The following is a 14,393-nucleotide window of genomic DNA, read 5'->3' on the forward strand; positions in this document are numbered from 1 at the left end:
GCGACCGGACGTACAAGCGAAGGGAACGACCCGCGACATGCTCATCGGCGAACTGGCCCGCGAGACCGGCACCACCCCTCGTGCCCTGCGCTTCTACGAGGAGCAGGGCCTGCTCACCTCCGAGCGCACGCCGGCCGGTTACCGCGTCTACGGGCCGGACGCGGCGCGCCGCGTGCGCAACATCCGCGACCTGCTGACGTCCGGCTTCACCGTCGAGGACGTGCAGTCGTTCCTGCCGCACCTGGACGGTGACCTGCCGCCGGTGATCTGCTACCACCCGAGTTGCGAGGCCGACTACGAGGTGGCCGAGCGGCGCCTGGCCGCCCTGGACGAGCGCATCGCCACCCTCACCCGGCTACGCGACCAGGTGGCCGCGCGCATGCCCTGGCTCGACCGCGCCCGCCGGCCGGCGGGCGAAAGGGCCGAGCCCCACGCCCACCGACCGGCGGACGACCGGGCCGAGGCCCACGCCCACCGACCGGCCGGCGCGTGAGCGGACGCCCCGTACCCGCCGTTCAGCGGACGCGTGAGCCGGGGCCCGCGCGCGGCCCGAGGGCGGTCAGGCCAGCAGGCCCGCGACCGCCAGCACCGGCTCCGGGTGATCGGCCAGCAGGGCGCTCACCTCCTGGTGCTCGCTCCCGGCCGCCCCGGCCGCCCGCCACTCGCCCTCGCAGCCCAGCAGCCCCGCCACCGCGTCGCACGCGTCCGGATGGGCGCCGAGCAGCGAGGCGACCGGCCCGGCGGCCACCGGTGCGGAGGTGGTGGCGGCGGGTTTGGGGCGCGGGGTCCACGGCGGCACCCAGGCGTCCACGGCCGTCAGCGAGCCGGGGAACGTGCGTCCCGCCTCCCGGATGAGCACCGGCACCAGCTCCGCCGCCCCGTCCCGCAGGGTGGTGATCAGCTTGGGCAGCCACGGCAGCAGCACGTTGTCGGGCAGCCGGCCGAACGCCTTGGAGATCACCTCCACCACGAACCCGGACAGGCCGGGAGCCGGCTCCATGGCCTGCACGAACCCCATGATGTAGCGCGGGAACGACGGGATCACCAGCGGGTTGGCCAGCAGCTCGTCCACCCGCTCCCGCAGCGAGGCGATCGGCAGCAGCCCGAGCTGGTGGTGGGCCGCCCACAGCAGTGCCACCTTGTCGGGCGCCTCGGGGTGCGACTGCCGCACCGCGAGCTCGAGCTGGGCCCGGTCGCAGCCGAGCGCCAACGCCAGGCTCTCCATGGTGAACAGGAAGCCCAGCATGGCCGCCACCTGCCGCACGCCCGTCTCGTCGTCCACGAACGCGGTCGGCAGCAGCGTGCAGTAGTGCGCGTAGCCGGCCGTCACGAACGACTCGCACCAGGCGGGCAGCTCCGGCTCGTTCGCCCGGTAGTAGGCGAGCAGCCGCCGGATGCGGCGCAGCACCTCGGGCGCGTCGTCCACGGTGCGTTCGGCGGCGAGCAGCTCCACCGCCCGCGCGCCGAGCTCGTCGGCGAAGCGCCGGCTGCCGAGGAACAGGATGGAGTCCTCGACGGCCGCCAGCGCGACCGCCGCCGTGGCCTTGGGGTCGTGCACCGAGCGCCGCAGCCGCTGCTCCAGCACCTGCTCGATGGTGACGCCCTCGTAGCCGAGCTCGATGATCGAGCGCTGGTGCTTGCCGAACGCCAGGTCCCAGCTCTCCTGGATGGAGCGCTCGCCGAGCCGGCGCTCGCCCATGATGGGCCGCACCGCGTCGGACGGCAGCAGGTAGCGCAGCATCCACAGGAGGTCGGAGCAGGGCACCAGCTCGGGCTGGGCGTTCAGGTCGAGCAGCGCCCGCTGGATGGTGCGTTTCTCCAGGTCGAGGCCGAGCGGCGCGAGCCGGTCGTAGACGTTCCTGGCCAGCGGCGGCAGCGCGTCGTAGCCGACCTCGCCGAGCCGGTCGCCGCCGAGCAGGATCTCGCACAGCCGCCGGACGTCGCGCCGGCCCGGCACGGCGTCCTTCTCGATGCAGGTGACGGCGGCGTCCTGGAAGTCGTACGGGGTGGGCCTGGCGCGGTTGCGCATGCCCGCGAGCAGGATCGAGGTCTCGTAGACGGCGATCGCGTCGGCGGTGCTGGCCAGGTAGCCGTTGCGGCGGGCCAGCCGGACGATGTCCACCGACCAGTTGACCAGCTCGGCGTCGTCGAGCGGGTCGAGCGCGGGCGGCCTGGACAGGAAGCCGGTCAGCTTGTCGGCCACCTCGCCCTGGGGGACGGGCGGGGGCAGCTTGGCCGCACGTTTGCGCGCGCCCTTCTGCCCTTCGAGCTGGAACGGGGTCAGCCTGCTGCGGGTGAGTGCCTTGGCCCAGGTGGCCGCCGCGATCGACACCGAGCCCGAGGCGAGCCCGAACTGCGCCTCGATGGCCGAGTGGCTGGACGGGATGAGGCCGTACAGCCATTTCGTGCCCGTGCGCGGGCTGATCTCGAAGGCGGCCGTGGAGCGCAGGCCGAACTGCTCGACGTGGCTGGCGGCGTGGAAGGCGCCGCACACGTAGAGGCAGTCGGCCGGGTCGGCGCCGGAGGCGGCCAGGTGCTCGCGCATCCTGGTCCACATGTAGCGCTCGCGGTCCTCGTCCACCGTCGTGCGGGCGTCGTCGTCGGGGCGCAGCCGGCGGAACAGGCTGCCGATCAGCACCATGACCTGGCGGTAGGTGTCGTAGTCGGCGCCGGACAGGGGCTGCTCGACGTACTGGTCCCACCACTCCGACCAGTGGCGCACCTTGCCGTGGTGCAGCAGGTGCTCCTCCAGCTCGGCGAAGCGCGGGCGCAGGTCGCCGATCTCGACGCCGACCGCGTCGCCGTGCAGGCCCGCCCCCTCCTCCTTCGCCTGGGCGGGCGGGGGCTCCTCCTTGCCGTCCCACTGGAAGACGTGGTCGACCGAGCGGTCCACCAGCACCAGCTCCACGCCCGGGGTCTCCAGCGCGTACGAGATGGCCTGGTACTCGGCCGACGCCTCCGTGATGGGCGCCACCACGCTGAGCGGCGCCGACTCCTTGGGGAAGCCGTCGAGGTCGGTCGCGAACGCCTGCAGCGCCACCGGCAGCCGGCAGTTGCGCAGCTCGGTCAGCAGCGGCTGCAGGTCCTCGCACAGCTCCAGGTAGATGACCTTCGGCTGCTTCTCGCGCAGCCTGCGCACCATCGCCAGCGCGGAGGCCGGCGAGTGGTGGCAGACCGGGAAGATCTCCAGCTCCTCGCGCAGCGCCCGGTCCACGTCGTCGACCAGGCCCGACAGGATGCCGGACACGGCGACGGGGCTGCCGGCGAACTGCTCGGCGGCGTCGAGGAGCTGCTCGCGCAGCGCGCCGAAGGGGCTGTCGTGAGCGCTCGCCGGGGCGCCGTCCCCGGTGCTCGTACGGCCGGTCATGAGAGCGTCGAGATGGCCTCGCGGCCGCCCTCGAGGAACTCCGGCCACTCGCCGCCGGCCTTCTTGCTGCGCGGCTCGACGACGCCGTGCCAGTACTTGTTGAGGATCGCCAGGTCTTCGGGGCTGCGCCGGGCCAGGGAGCCGACCAGCGACGAGGCCAGCGTCTGGGCGCGCAGCACCCGGTCGCCGAAGAAGTGGCTGTGCAGGATGGCGTCCTCCAGCACGCCGATCTGCTCGGCCGTGGACAGCGCCGACTCCAGCTTCTCGTCGTCGCTGGTGGCCGAGGCCGCCGCCGAGCGCAGGTCGGCGAAGCTCTGCAGCAGGATGTCGAGCAGCGTGGGCGGCAGGTCCAGCTCGATCTGGTGCCGGCGCAGCAGCTCCTCGGTGCGGAAGCGGACGATCTCCGCCTCGCTCTTCTTGTTCGTCACGACCGGGATGCGGACGAAGTTGAAGCGCCGCTTCAGCGCCGAGGACAGGTCGTTGACGCCCCGGTCGCGGCTGTTGGCGGTGGCGATGATGGAGAAGCCGGGCTGGGCGAAGACGATGTTGTCGTCGTCGAGCTCGGGGATGGAGACGTACTTCTCCGACAGGATCGAGATGAGCGCGTCCTGGACGTCGCTGGTGGAGCGGGTCAGCTCCTCGAAGCGGCCGATCACGCCGCGCTCCATCGCCGTCATGATCGGCGAGGGGATCATCGACTCGCGCGACTGGCCCTTGGCGATGACCATGGAGACGTTCCACGAGTACTTGATGTGGTCTTCCGTGGTGCCGGCCGTGCCCTGCACCACCAGGGTCGAGTTGCGGCAGATCGCCGCCGCCAGCAGCTCGGCCAGCCAGCTCTTGCCGGTGCCCGGGTCGCCGATCAGCAGCAGGCCCCGGTCTGAGGCCAGCGTCACGATGGCGCGCTCGACGAAGCTGCGGTCGCCGAACCACTTCTGCGGAATCTCCCGGTCGATGCCGTCGGAGCGCTCGGAGCCGAGGATGAACATCCGGATCATGCGCGGGCTGAGCCGCCACGTGAACGGCTTGGGGCCGTTGTCGATCGACTCCAGGTAGTCGAGCTCCTCCGCGTACTTCACCTCTGCGGGGGCGCGCAGCATGTCGTCACTCATTTGGCGTGTCTCCTAAGTGAGGAAGTTCTTGAGCTCGAAGACGAGCTTGTGGATGTGGCCCGAGATCACCGGGGTGCCCAGGTCCTTGAATTTCTTGCGGAACCACGGATCGACGCTCTGCACGCCGGAGCTGTTGACCGAGCCGACGGGGATGAACTTCACGCCCGACCGGTACACGGCCTCGATGCCCTCGTAGAGCGGCTGTGAGGCGCCGAACTCGTAGAAGTCGGAGATCCAGACCATCACGGTGTTACGCGGATCGCTGATCTTGGGGCGGGCCATGGCCATCGCGACCGGCCCGTTGTTGCCGCCGCCCAGGTTCGTGCGCATCAGCACCTCGAACGGGTCGTGCACCCACGGCGTCAGGTCGATGGCCCTGGTGTCGTACGCGATGAGGTGCACGTCCACCTTCGGCAGCCCCGCGAAGATCGAGGCCAGGATCGTGCAGTTGACCATCGAGTCCGTCATGGAGCCCGACTGGTCGACGACCACGATCAGCCTGGCCGGCGTGGTGCGGTGCGCGGTCTGCTTGTAGAAGAGCCGGTCGACGTAGAGGCGCTCGTCCTCGGCGCTCCAGTTCGTGAGGTTCTTCCAGATCGTGCGCTGCACGTCGAGGTTGCGGAAGACCCGCTTGGGCGGCACCGACCGGTCGATCACGCCCGCGCTGGTCTTCTCCACCTGGGTACGCAGCACCTCGGCGACCTCGTCCACGTACTTGCGGATCAGCGCCTTGGCGTTGGCCAGCGCCACGCCCGACAGGTTCGACTTGTCGCGCAGCAGCTGCTCGATGAGCGACATGCTCGGCGTGAGCTGCGCGGCCAGCGCCGGGTCGGCGAGCACCTCACGCAGGTGCATGCGCTTGACCAGGTCGCCCTCCAGGCCGGCGAGGACCTTGGCCAGTTCCTCGTTGCCGGGGCTGTGGCGCAGCCCGCCCGCCTCGCAGCCCATGCCGCGCTCGAACCAGGCCGCGTCCTGCTTCCAGCTTTCGAGCTGGCCCGCGGTGACGTTGCCGGAGCCGGTCGCGAACACGTTCAGCAGCAGCTTGGAGACCAGCGCCGCGCGGCGCACCTCGTCGCCCGCCTCGTGCTCCTTGTCGGCCATCAGGCCCTCGAACTCGGCGGCCAGGTCGGGGAAGCGCTGCACCAGGTTGTCGACCGACACGCCGGGGTCGAGCAGCGCGAGCGGCAGGCCGAGGTCGCCGACGATGCCGAGGCTCGCGGTCTCCAGCGCGGGCTGCTCGTCGGGGCTGAACAGCCGCGACATCAGCCGCCAGTAGAGCACCTGCCGCCGCGTCTCGTCGGCACTCTGCCCGCCCGCCTCGGGGGGCATGTCCGTCGTTTCCGTCATCTCTGTCATTTCCGCAGCAGCCGTCCCGCTCGCTCGCGCAGCACCGCGACCACGTCGCCGTTCTTCGCCTCGGCCTTGGCCACCTTGGGGTCGGTGGGGCCGAGCGCCCAGTCGCCGTTGTGCGCGGCGACCGGCTGCTTCTTGACCGACGCCTGCACGGCGAGCGGCTGCAGCGACCACTGCCCGCCGTCCCAGCGCACCAGCCCGATGCACGCCGTGGACGCCTTGAGCAGCGCCGGGGTGAGCGGGCCGCAGGACGGCAGCCGGTCGAGGTCGAGCGGGAGCTTGTTGCCGCCCAGGTCGACGCTCTGGCCGTCGCACTTGTAGCCCTCGACGAGGACGGGCTCGGCGATGCGTACGGGATGCCGGTCGAGCGGCGTCACCGGCGGCGGCGTCGCGGCGGCCAGCTGGACTCGCGCCGTGGCGAACGGGTCGCTCTCCTCCGCCGCGCGCGCCCGGTGGTTCTCCCACACGAGGTCGCCGCCGGGCAGCAGCCGCATGTCGGTGATCTCCACGCTGCGGTGCTGGGCCAGCGCGGACAGCAGCACGGGCTGGTCGCGCAGGAGCTTCCACACGGTCGGCCCGACGATGGTGTCCACCTTGGCGGCGGCCATGCTCGCGCGGACCAGCCTCGCGGGCCCGCCGCCGGCCGGCTCGAGGACCGCGTGGATCTGGACGCGGACGACCGTGGCGTGCTCGTGCACGTCGGCCCCGAGGATCAGCAACCGTCCCGACACCAGCTCGGCGCCCCCAGGGCCCCCGGCCCCCGCGGCCCGCTCGGCGCCGGGCCCGCCGGCGTGCCAGGGGCCGTGCTGGGACAGCAGCATGGCGCGCGTCCACAGGTCGGCCCACCTGCGGGCGGGCAGCCGGTCCATCGTGGCGACCGGGCTCGACGCCCGCAGCTCCGCGGCCAGCCCGTCGAGCAGCACCGCCAGCCCGCGCAGCTCGGGCACGGCCAGCAGCGCCTCGATCGTCTGGTCGGCCGCGGAGACCAGGTCGTGGTCGACGCCGCGCCAGCCGACGATGGCCAGCTCACGCAGCCAGACCCGGCATCCGGCCAGCAGGTTGTCGGGCACCCCCGCGCCGCCGCCCGCCGCCTCATTGGAAGAGCCGCCCGCCGAACCATCCGCAGTCGCCGGACCGTCCGCGGAGTCGCCTGCCGGGTTCGAGGCGGGCGGCCACGGGGCGCGGGTGCGGCCCAGCGCCGTGTCGAGGCGGGTGAGCAGCGCGTCGTGCACCGCGCCGAACAGCGCGGCGCGCGCGCCCGCCAGCGCCGCCAGGTGCTCGTCGGCGACGGACCCGGCCGTCACCTTCTCCACGGCCTCGGCCACCCGCTCGCCGATGGGGCTGCCCGCCAGCGCGCCCGCCAGGGCGGCCAGCGCCGCGGCCGGCTCCTCGCCGATCCGGGCCAGCCCGTGGGTGAGCGCGCCGTCGAACCCCGCCACCAGGTCGAGCGCCTCACCGACCCCCGCGGGGGCGTCGCCCAGCAGCTCGCTCAGCTGTACGTCGAGCATCACCTCACCGCCCCTGTCGCCGGGAACCAGTGCAGCTCGGCCAGCGGCTCCGTGCTGTCGGGCACCTCCAGGTAGGCGAGGTGGCGCAGGAACCGGCTGAACACGACGGCCGCCGGGGTGCGCTCGACGTGCCCCGTGATCACGTGCATCAGGTGGCCGCCCTCGGGCACCTCGACCCGCAGGTAGCGGGCCACCCGGTCGAGCCCGTACTGCACGACGGCCTCGTCGGCCAGCATGCGGATGTGCTTGCACGCGTAGCCGTGCAGCGCGCCGCACGGCCGGTTGTTGTTGGTGCTGCAGCTCAGTGCGTGGGTGCCCGCCGTGATCGACGAGACGTAGACCCGTTCGATGTCGGATCCGCTCGACACGACTCCTTGCAGCCGGCCGTCGGCCAGCTCGACGAAGGGCACCTTCGCCAGCTTGCGCGGCTCGACGGGTGACACCACCCGGGCCACGCTGCGCTGCTCCCACGCGGTTTTGTCCGCGTCCACGACCTCAGAACCTCCCGCCCGCCGGCTCGGGAGGGCAGGCGGAAGTGCCCGCACCCGCGCGGCCGGCTGATCAATTGCCCGGGAACTTACCGGAGGCCACCGACAGACTTCGGGTAAATGATCAAAGCTCCCGGCGAGGGCAGGCGCGCACGATCAGGAGAAGATTGTCCATAATATTGTCCATCAGGACACGGAGGAGGACGGCGTGAGCTCAGGGCCCCCGCACGCGGAGACGCTGACCGACCAGGTCAGGGCGGCCATACTCGGCGGGGACTTCGTGCCCAACCAGCGGCTGGTCGAGGCGGACGTGTGCGAGCAGTTCGGCGCCCCGCGCGCCGCCGTGCGCGAGACGTTCAAGGAGCTCGCCGGCGAGGGGCTGGTCGAGATCCTGCGCAACAAGGGCGCCCGCGTCCGGGCGATCTCGAAGGCGGAGGCCGTCGAGATCACGGAGGTGCGGATGGTGCTGGAGGGGCTGTCGGCCGCCAAGGCGGCCGAGCGGGTCACGTCCGAGCAGGCCGCGCGGCTGCGGGAGATCGTCGCCGACATGCGGGCGGCGGTGGAGCGCAACGACCTCGACCGCTACTCGGAGCTGAACGCCGAACTGCACGCCGAGGTGCGCCGGATCGCGGAGCACCGGACGTCCGCGGCGATCATCGAACGGCTGGGGGCGCAGGTGGTGCGGCACAAGTTCCGGCTGGCCCGGCAGCCGGGGCGGGCGGCGGTGTCGTTGCCGCAGCACGAGCTGATCGTGGCGGCCATCGTGGCGCGCGACCCGGAGGCGGCGCAGACGGCCATGCGGCAGCACCTGCGCAGCGTCGCCAAGGCTTTGGAGGCCACTCCCGACTGACGCCTCACGAGGGGATGGGCGGGACGCCGGTGCGGGTGACCTCGTCGAGGGCCACGGTCGTGGCGCGGGTCATCGTGTGCGGCACGCCCAGCGACTCCAGCATGCGGGTGGCGGCCTCCATCTCGTGCACCCGCCGTACGCCGTGCTGCGCCGCCCCCTTCAGCAGCCGCACCACGAACTCCTCGTCGGCCGACGTGACGGTCTCCACCAGATGCCCCCAGAACCACTCCCCCAGCCCGGCCTCCCCGGCGGCCCGCTGCGCCTCGATGACGAGCGCGCTCAGCCCCTTGACCAGCACGCTGCGCAGCAGCTTGCGGGCGGCGGCGTCGCCGGGCGCGCCCCCGATCGGCGTCACGGACATGCCGAGGCCGCCCGCGAACGCGGCGAACCGCTCCGCCTCAGGCCCGCTCGCCAGGATCGGGGTGGCCAGGCCCCGCAGCGGTACGGGGGCCATGATCGCGCCGTCCACGACCGCCGCGCCGACCGGCTCCAGCAGCTCGGCGAGCTGCCGCTTGTCGCCGGGCGCGCCGGTGGACAGGTCGGCGTAGAGGACGCCCGGCCGCAGGTGGGGGCGGGACTCGGCGCCGGCGGTACGGCTGTCGGCCCCGGTGGTCACGGCGATGACGACGTCGGCTTCGCGCACGGCGTCGGCGTTGCGGGCGACCAGCGCGAACCCCTCCGCATCGCCCGGCGGGTACGCGGGGTCGTACACGCGCAGCGGCACCTTCCCCGCCAGCCCGGCGGCGAGAACGCGACCGACCTCGCCGTAGCCGAGCAGTGCCACCCGGGGTGCATCCATGCCACCATTCTCCTCATCGTTGACAATATTGTGCGACAGCAAGGCGCAGCTCGCCACAAACCCGCCGCAATCAGGGAAAGTGTTGACAATATAGTCGCCACGCTCCTAGCGTCAGCGAAGTGACCTCTCCTCGTACCCTGTTGGTGATCAGTGCGCACGCCGGCGACTTCGTCTGGCGCGCGGGCGGCGCGATAGCCCTGGCCACGAGCCGCGGCGAGCGCGCGAAGGTGGTGTGCCTCAGCTACGGCGAGCGCGGCGAGTCCGCGAAGGCGTGGCGCGCGGGCAGGACGCTGCAGGAGATCAAGGCGATCCGGCGCGAGGAGGCGGAGCACGCCGCCGCGGCGCTGGGCGCCGAGATCGAGTTCCTCGACGCGGGCGACTACCCCTTGGTGGAGAGCCGGGAGCTGGTGGACCGGCTGGTCGGCGTCTACCGAGAGGTGGTGCCGGACGTGGTGCTGACGCACCCGATGGCCGACCCGTACAACGGCGATCATCCGGCGGCGGCCCGGATGGCGTTGCAGGCGCGGGTGCTGGCGCAGGCCATCGGGTACGACGCGCCGGGCGAGCCGCTGGGCGCGCCGCCCGTGTTCTTCTTCGAGCCGCACCAGCCGGAGCAGTGCGACTTCAAGCCGGACGTGCTGCTCGACATTACGCCGGTGTTCGGCGCGAAGCGCAAGGCGATGGAGTGCCTGCCGGCCCAGCAGCACATGTGGGACTACTACACCGACCTGGCCAGGCGCCGCGGCGTGCAGCTCAAGCGCAACGCGGGCCCGAACCTGGGGCTGGCGCACGACACGATAGGCGAGGCGTACATGCGGCTGTATCCGCAGGTCACGGACGTGCTGTCGTGAGGAACGTGGTCGTCACCGGCATCCCGCGCGCCGACCTCGGCCGAATCGACACGCTGGCCTCGTACGGCGTCGCGACCGTGCACGAGGCGCTGGGCCGCACCGGCTACCTCGGCCCCGGGCTGCGCCCCGCCTGGCCGGGCGCCCGGACGGGCGGGAACGCGGTCACCGTGCTGTGCTGGCCGGGCGACAACCTGATGATCCACGTCGCGGTCGAGCAGTGCCAGATAGGCGACATCCTGGTCGTCACCACGACGTCGCCGTCCACGGACGGCATGTTCGGTGAGCTGTTCGCGACCGCGCTGAGGTATCGCGGGGTGCGCGGGGTGGTGATCAACGCGGGCGTGCGCGACGTGGCGGAGCTGCGCGCGATGGGCTTCCCGGCCTGGAGCGCGGCCGTCAGCGCGCAGGGCACGGTGAAGGCCACCCCGGGCGCGGTGAACGTGCCGGTCACGATCGGCGGGCAGCTCATCAGGCCCGGCGACACGATCCTCGCCGACGACGACGGCGTGCTCGTCTGCCCGCGCACGGACCTCGACCGGGCCATCGCCGCCTCCGCCGCCCGCGCGGACAAGGAGGCCACCACCCGCGCCGCCTTCCTCAAGGGCGAGCTGGGTCTCGACCGGTACGGCCTGCGCGAGCGCCTGCCGGCGCTGGGCATCACCTACGAGGAGTACGACGGTGACCGATGAGGGCGTGCGCTGCATGCTGATGCGCGGCGGCACCTCCAAGGGCGCGTACTTCCTGGCGGGGGACCTGCCGGCGGACCCCGGGGAGCGCGACGACCTGCTGCTGCGCGTCCTGGGCAGCCCCGACCCGCGCCAGATCGACGGCATCGGCGGCGCGCACCCGCTGACCAGCAAGGTCGCCGTCGTCTCGGCCAGTGCGGACCCGTCCGCGGACGTGGACTACCTCTTCCTCCAGGTGGCGGTGGACGAGCCGGTCGTCTCCGCCCGCCAGAACTGCGGCAACATCCTGGCGGGCGTGGGCCCGTTCGCCGTGGAGCGGGGGCTGGTGGAGCCGGGCGGCGACCGTACGGACGTGCGGATCCGCCTGGTGAACACGGGCGGCTTCGCCACCGCGAGCTTCCCGACGCCGGGCGGCCGGGTGGACTATCGGGGCGGCACCGCGATCTCGGGCGTGCCGGGCACGGCCGCGGCCGTGGTGCTGGGGTTCGAGGACACGGCCGGCTCGGCGACCGGCGGGCTGCTGCCGACCGGCCGGGTACTGGACGTGATCGACGGCGTGGAGGTGACCTGCGTCGACAACGGCATGCCGGTCGTCGTCGCGGCGGCGGAGGACCTGGGGATCACCGGTTACGAGCCGCACGAGGAGCTGGCGCGGGACGCCGCCCTGCTCGACCGGGTCCAGTCGCTGCGGCTCCAGGCGGGCAAGCTGATGGGGCTCGGCGACGTGAGCGCCGCGTCGGTGCCGAAGACCACGCTGGTCGCCCCGCCGAGGGACGGCGGCGTGTTGTGCACGCGCACGTTCATCCCGGTCCGGCCGCACGCGGCGATCGGGGTGCTGGGCGCGATCAGCGTCGTCACGGCCGCCCTGCTGCCGGGCGGCGTGCCGGGCCGGCACGCCCGCCTGCCCGGGGGCGGCCGGTTCGACGTCGAGCACCCGACTGTGGGCGGGCGGTTCGACGTCGAGCACCCGACTGTGGGCGGGCGGTTCGATGTCGAGCACCCGACCGGGCACCTGGAGGTGGAGGTGGAGCTCGACCTGTCCACCGACCCGCCCACCGCGGTGCGCGCGGCCAACGTCCGCACCGCGCGCAAGCTCTTCGACGGAACGGTCTACCCGAGGGAAGGAAATCCGTGAACGCGCTGCTGCACGACGTCGCCCACCTCGGCCACGTCGAACTGCTCACTCCCCAGCCCGAGCGCAGCCTGTGGTTCTTCACCGAGATCCTCGGCATGACGGCCGCGAGCCAGGACGGCGACTCCGTCCACCTGCGCACCTACGACGACTACGAGCACCACAGCCTGACGCTGACCGCGCACCACACCTCTGGCATCCGGGCGACGGGCCTGCGGGCGAGCAGCCAGGAGGCGCTCGACCGCCGGGTGCTGGCGATCAAGGACGCGGGCCTCGGCATCGGCTGGCGCGACGGCGAGCCCGGCCGCGGCCCCACCTACGCCTTCCGCGACCCCGACGGCCACGAGTTCCGGCTGTACTGGGAGTCGGAGTGGTACGAGGCGCCCGAGGAGCTGCGCCCGGCGCTGAAGAACCAGCCCCAGGCGTTCCCCGGGCACGGCGTCGGCGTGCGCCGCCTCGACCACGTCAACTTCCTGGCCGCCGAGGCCGCGGCGAACGGCGCGTTCGTCCGGGACGTGCTCGGCGCGCGCGTCACCGAGCAGATCATGCTCGACTCCGGCCGCGTCTCGGCCCAGTGGCTGCACTTCGCCAGCAAGTCGTACGACCTCGTCTACACCGACGACTGGTCCGGCTCGTCCGGCCGCCTGCACCACCTCGCCTTCGCCACGAACGCGCGCGAGGACATCCTGCGCGCGGCCGACATCTGCCTGGAGAACGGCGTCTTCATCGAGACGGGCCCGCACAAGCACGCCATCCAGCAGACGTTCTTCCTGTACGTCTACGAGCCCGGCGGCAACCGGGTCGAGCTGTGCAACCCGCTGACCAGGCTCATCCTGGCCCCTGACTGGCGGACCATCACGTGGACGGAGGCCGAGCGCGCCAAGGGCCAGGCGTGGGGGCTGAAGACGATCGACTCCTTCCACACGCACGGGACGCCGCCGGTCAGCCCGGCTTGACGGCCTCCCAGGTGGGTTGCTCGCCCGGTGCCAGCTCGACGAAGTCCGGCAGGTCGCGCAGCGCCTCCTCGGCGCCGCCCGGCGTGTACGTGGCGATGATCCGCAGGGGCCGCCACCCCGTGTTGAACGTCGAGTGCATCGTCCCCATCGGGATGTAGACGGCGTCGCCGGCCGTGACCGCGAACTCGGGCCCGTCGCCGACCGTCTGCCTGCCCTCCCCTTCGATGATGTAGAGCACCTCGTCGGAGAGGGGGTGCTGGTGGCGGTCGTGTCCCTTGCCCGGGTTGATCACGACCTCGCCGAACGTGGACGAGGCGCCCGGCACGCTGCCGGGCGTCACGTGCCACTTGATCGAACCCCAGTCGAAGACCATGGTCGGCACGTCGTCCGGTCTGCGGTGCATGCGTTCTCCTAAAGGCCCTTGAAGGCCCGTAGCTGGTCGGCGATGGCGCGCTCGGCGGGCAGGCGCTCCATGGAGGAGGCGCCGAAGAAGCCCGCGACGCCGCTGGTGCGCGCCTGGATGTAGGCGACGTCGTCGGGCTCGGCGATGGGGCCGCCGTGGCACAGGACGATGATGTCGGGGTTCACGGCGACGGCGGCGTCGCGCATCTCCTGGACGCGCACGGCCGACTCGTCGAGGGTGAGCGCGGTCTTGGCGCCGATGGTGCCCTTCGTGGTCAGGCCCATGTGCGGCACGATGATGTCGGCGCCCGCCCGCGCCATGGCCGTGGCCTGCTCGGGGGTGAACACGTACGGGGCGGTGAGCAGGCCGCGCTCGGCGGCCAGCCGGATCATCTCGATCTCCAGGTCGAAGCCCATGCCGGTCTCCTCCAGGTTCGCCCGGAAGACGCCGTCGATGAGGCCGACCGTGGGGAAGTTCTGGACGCCGGCGAAGCCCATGGCCTTGAGCTGGTCGAGGAACTGCGGCATGAGCCGGAACGGGTCGGTGCCGCAGACGCCGGCCAGCACGGGGGTGTCCTTGACGACCGGCAGCACCTCGCCGGCCATCTCGACCACGATCGCGTTGGCGTCACCGTACGGCAGCAGCCCGGCCAGCGAGCCGCGCCCGGCCATCCTGAACCGGCCGGAGTTGTAGATGATGATCAGGTCGGCGCCGCCCAGCTCGGCGGCCTTGGCGGACAGCCCGGTGCCCGCGCCGGCCCCGATGACGAGCCGGCCGCTCTTCTGCTCGGCCCTGAGCCTGCTGAGCGCCTCGTCGCGGTTCATACCGCTCCTTTCCGGATCAGCTCGATCTTTCGGATCGGCTCGATTCCTGCATCAGCCCGATTTC

14 protein-coding genes are annotated in these 14,393 nt (G+C 72.4%); 6 read left to right on the forward strand and 8 right to left on the reverse strand.

Translation table 11 applies throughout. The annotated features are described in order from the left end of the window. Nucleotides 1–37: 37 nt before the first annotated feature. Complete coding sequence (locus tag KIS93_RS46510; RefSeq protein WP_080041698.1) at nt 38–493, forward strand: MerR family transcriptional regulator; 456 nt, start codon at nt 38–40, stop codon at nt 491–493. Nucleotides 494–559: 66 nt separating this feature from the next. Here the strand turns inward: KIS93_RS46510 and KIS93_RS46515 are convergent, their stop codons facing one another. Genes KIS93_RS46515 through KIS93_RS46535 form a run of 5 tightly spaced genes read right to left on the reverse strand, consistent with a single transcriptional unit; the run spans nt 560 to nt 7,831 of the window. Beyond that, a complete protein-coding gene (locus KIS93_RS46515; RefSeq protein WP_080041699.1) occupies nt 560–3,367 on the reverse strand; it encodes a DUF5682 family protein in 2,808 nt (935 codons plus the stop codon). After that, nucleotides 3,364–4,479, reverse strand: a complete 1,116-nt coding sequence (locus KIS93_RS46520) for an ATP-binding protein (protein ID WP_080041700.1) — start codon at nt 4,477–4,479, stop codon at nt 3,364–3,366. Before KIS93_RS46520 ends, KIS93_RS46515 begins: the two co-directional genes overlap by 4 nt. Before the next feature lie 12 nt (nt 4,480–4,491). Then, nucleotides 4,492–5,835, reverse strand: a complete 1,344-nt coding sequence (locus KIS93_RS46525; protein WP_418113029.1) for a vWA domain-containing protein — start codon at nt 5,833–5,835, stop codon at nt 4,492–4,494. Then, the gene (locus KIS93_RS46530) at nt 5,832–7,340 is read right to left on the reverse strand and encodes a hypothetical protein (protein WP_080041702.1); all 1,509 of its coding nucleotides are present in this window, start codon (nt 7,338–7,340) and stop codon (nt 5,832–5,834) included. The genes KIS93_RS46525 and KIS93_RS46530 overlap by 4 nt, the downstream gene beginning before the upstream one ends. Then, nucleotides 7,340–7,831: a hypothetical protein gene (locus tag KIS93_RS46535; RefSeq protein WP_080041703.1), complete on the reverse strand. Its 492-nt coding sequence runs from the start codon at nt 7,829–7,831 to the stop codon at nt 7,340–7,342. The genes KIS93_RS46530 and KIS93_RS46535 overlap by 1 nt, the downstream gene beginning before the upstream one ends. Before the next feature lie 205 nt (nt 7,832–8,036). On the opposite strand from KIS93_RS46535, the gene KIS93_RS46540 reads away from it, so the two are divergent. Then, nucleotides 8,037–8,678: a GntR family transcriptional regulator gene (locus KIS93_RS46540; protein ID WP_080041704.1), complete on the forward strand. Its 642-nt coding sequence runs from the start codon at nt 8,037–8,039 to the stop codon at nt 8,676–8,678. A 4-nt stretch (nt 8,679–8,682) separates the two neighbouring features. Here KIS93_RS46540 and KIS93_RS46545 read toward each other — a convergent pair whose 3' ends face one another. After that, nucleotides 8,683–9,477: an NAD(P)-dependent oxidoreductase gene (locus KIS93_RS46545; protein WP_080041705.1), complete on the reverse strand. Its 795-nt coding sequence runs from the start codon at nt 9,475–9,477 to the stop codon at nt 8,683–8,685. Between the two features lie 119 nt (nt 9,478–9,596). On the opposite strand from KIS93_RS46545, the gene KIS93_RS46550 reads away from it, so the two are divergent. From KIS93_RS46550 to KIS93_RS46565, 4 genes are read left to right on the forward strand one after another with little or no spacing between them, the layout of a single operon-like run. Beyond that, the gene (locus tag KIS93_RS46550; protein WP_080041706.1) at nt 9,597–10,328 is read left to right on the forward strand and encodes a PIG-L deacetylase family protein; all 732 of its coding nucleotides are present in this window, start codon (nt 9,597–9,599) and stop codon (nt 10,326–10,328) included. Next, nucleotides 10,325–11,017 carry a 4-carboxy-4-hydroxy-2-oxoadipate aldolase/oxaloacetate decarboxylase gene (locus KIS93_RS46555; RefSeq protein ID WP_080041707.1) on the forward strand — a complete coding sequence of 231 codons (693 nt, stop codon included), beginning with the start codon at nt 10,325–10,327 and terminating at the stop codon, nt 11,015–11,017. Before KIS93_RS46550 ends, KIS93_RS46555 begins: the two co-directional genes overlap by 4 nt. Then, nucleotides 11,007–12,149 (forward strand): 4-oxalomesaconate tautomerase, encoded by a 1,143-nt coding sequence (locus tag KIS93_RS46560; RefSeq protein WP_230465467.1) that lies wholly within the window; start codon nt 11,007–11,009, stop codon nt 12,147–12,149. Before KIS93_RS46555 ends, KIS93_RS46560 begins: the two co-directional genes overlap by 11 nt. Then, nucleotides 12,146–13,102 carry a catechol 2,3-dioxygenase gene (locus KIS93_RS46565; protein ID WP_080041708.1) on the forward strand — a complete coding sequence of 319 codons (957 nt, stop codon included), beginning with the start codon at nt 12,146–12,148 and terminating at the stop codon, nt 13,100–13,102. Before KIS93_RS46560 ends, KIS93_RS46565 begins: the two co-directional genes overlap by 4 nt. Here the strand turns inward: KIS93_RS46565 and KIS93_RS46570 are convergent. Then, nucleotides 13,089–13,505 (reverse strand): cupin domain-containing protein, encoded by a 417-nt coding sequence (locus KIS93_RS46570; RefSeq protein WP_080041709.1) that lies wholly within the window; start codon nt 13,503–13,505, stop codon nt 13,089–13,091. The two genes, KIS93_RS46565 and KIS93_RS46570, sit on opposite strands and share 14 nt — an antisense overlap. 8 nt (nt 13,506–13,513) lie before the next feature. After that, nucleotides 13,514–14,329, reverse strand: coding sequence for a phosphoenolpyruvate hydrolase family protein (locus KIS93_RS46575; protein ID WP_080041710.1), 816 nt, complete (start codon nt 14,327–14,329; stop codon nt 13,514–13,516). Between the last annotated feature and the right edge of the window lie 64 nt (nt 14,330–14,393).

The organism is [Actinomadura] parvosata subsp. kistnae (assembly GCF_900323885.1).
GTDB classification, from domain to species: domain Bacteria; phylum Actinomycetota; class Actinomycetes; order Streptosporangiales; family Streptosporangiaceae; genus Nonomuraea; species Nonomuraea composti.

Bases quoted from the DNA above. Each gene is read 5' to 3' on its own strand.
- KIS93_RS46515 (WP_080041699.1), bottom strand. From the start codon at position 3,367: ATGACCGGCCGTACGAGCACCGGGGACGGCGCCCCGGCGAGCGCTCAC.
- KIS93_RS46510 (WP_080041698.1), top strand. From the start codon at position 38: ATGCTCATCGGCGAACTGGCCCGCGAGACCGGCACCACCCCTCGTGCC.
- KIS93_RS46520 (WP_080041700.1), bottom strand. From the start codon at position 4,479: ATGAGTGACGACATGCTGCGCGCCCCCGCAGAGGTGAAGTACGCGGAG.
- KIS93_RS46530 (WP_080041702.1), bottom strand. From the start codon at position 7,340: ATGCTCGACGTACAGCTGAGCGAGCTGCTGGGCGACGCCCCCGCGGGG.
- KIS93_RS46575 (WP_080041710.1), bottom strand. From the start codon at position 14,329: ATGAACCGCGACGAGGCGCTCAGCAGGCTCAGGGCCGAGCAGAAGAGC.
- KIS93_RS46570 (WP_080041709.1), bottom strand. From the start codon at position 13,505: ATGCACCGCAGACCGGACGACGTGCCGACCATGGTCTTCGACTGGGGT.
- KIS93_RS46525 (WP_418113029.1), bottom strand. From the start codon at position 5,835: ATGACAGAGATGACGGAAACGACGGACATGCCCCCCGAGGCGGGCGGG.
- KIS93_RS46545 (WP_080041705.1), bottom strand. From the start codon at position 9,477: ATGGATGCACCCCGGGTGGCACTGCTCGGCTACGGCGAGGTCGGTCGC.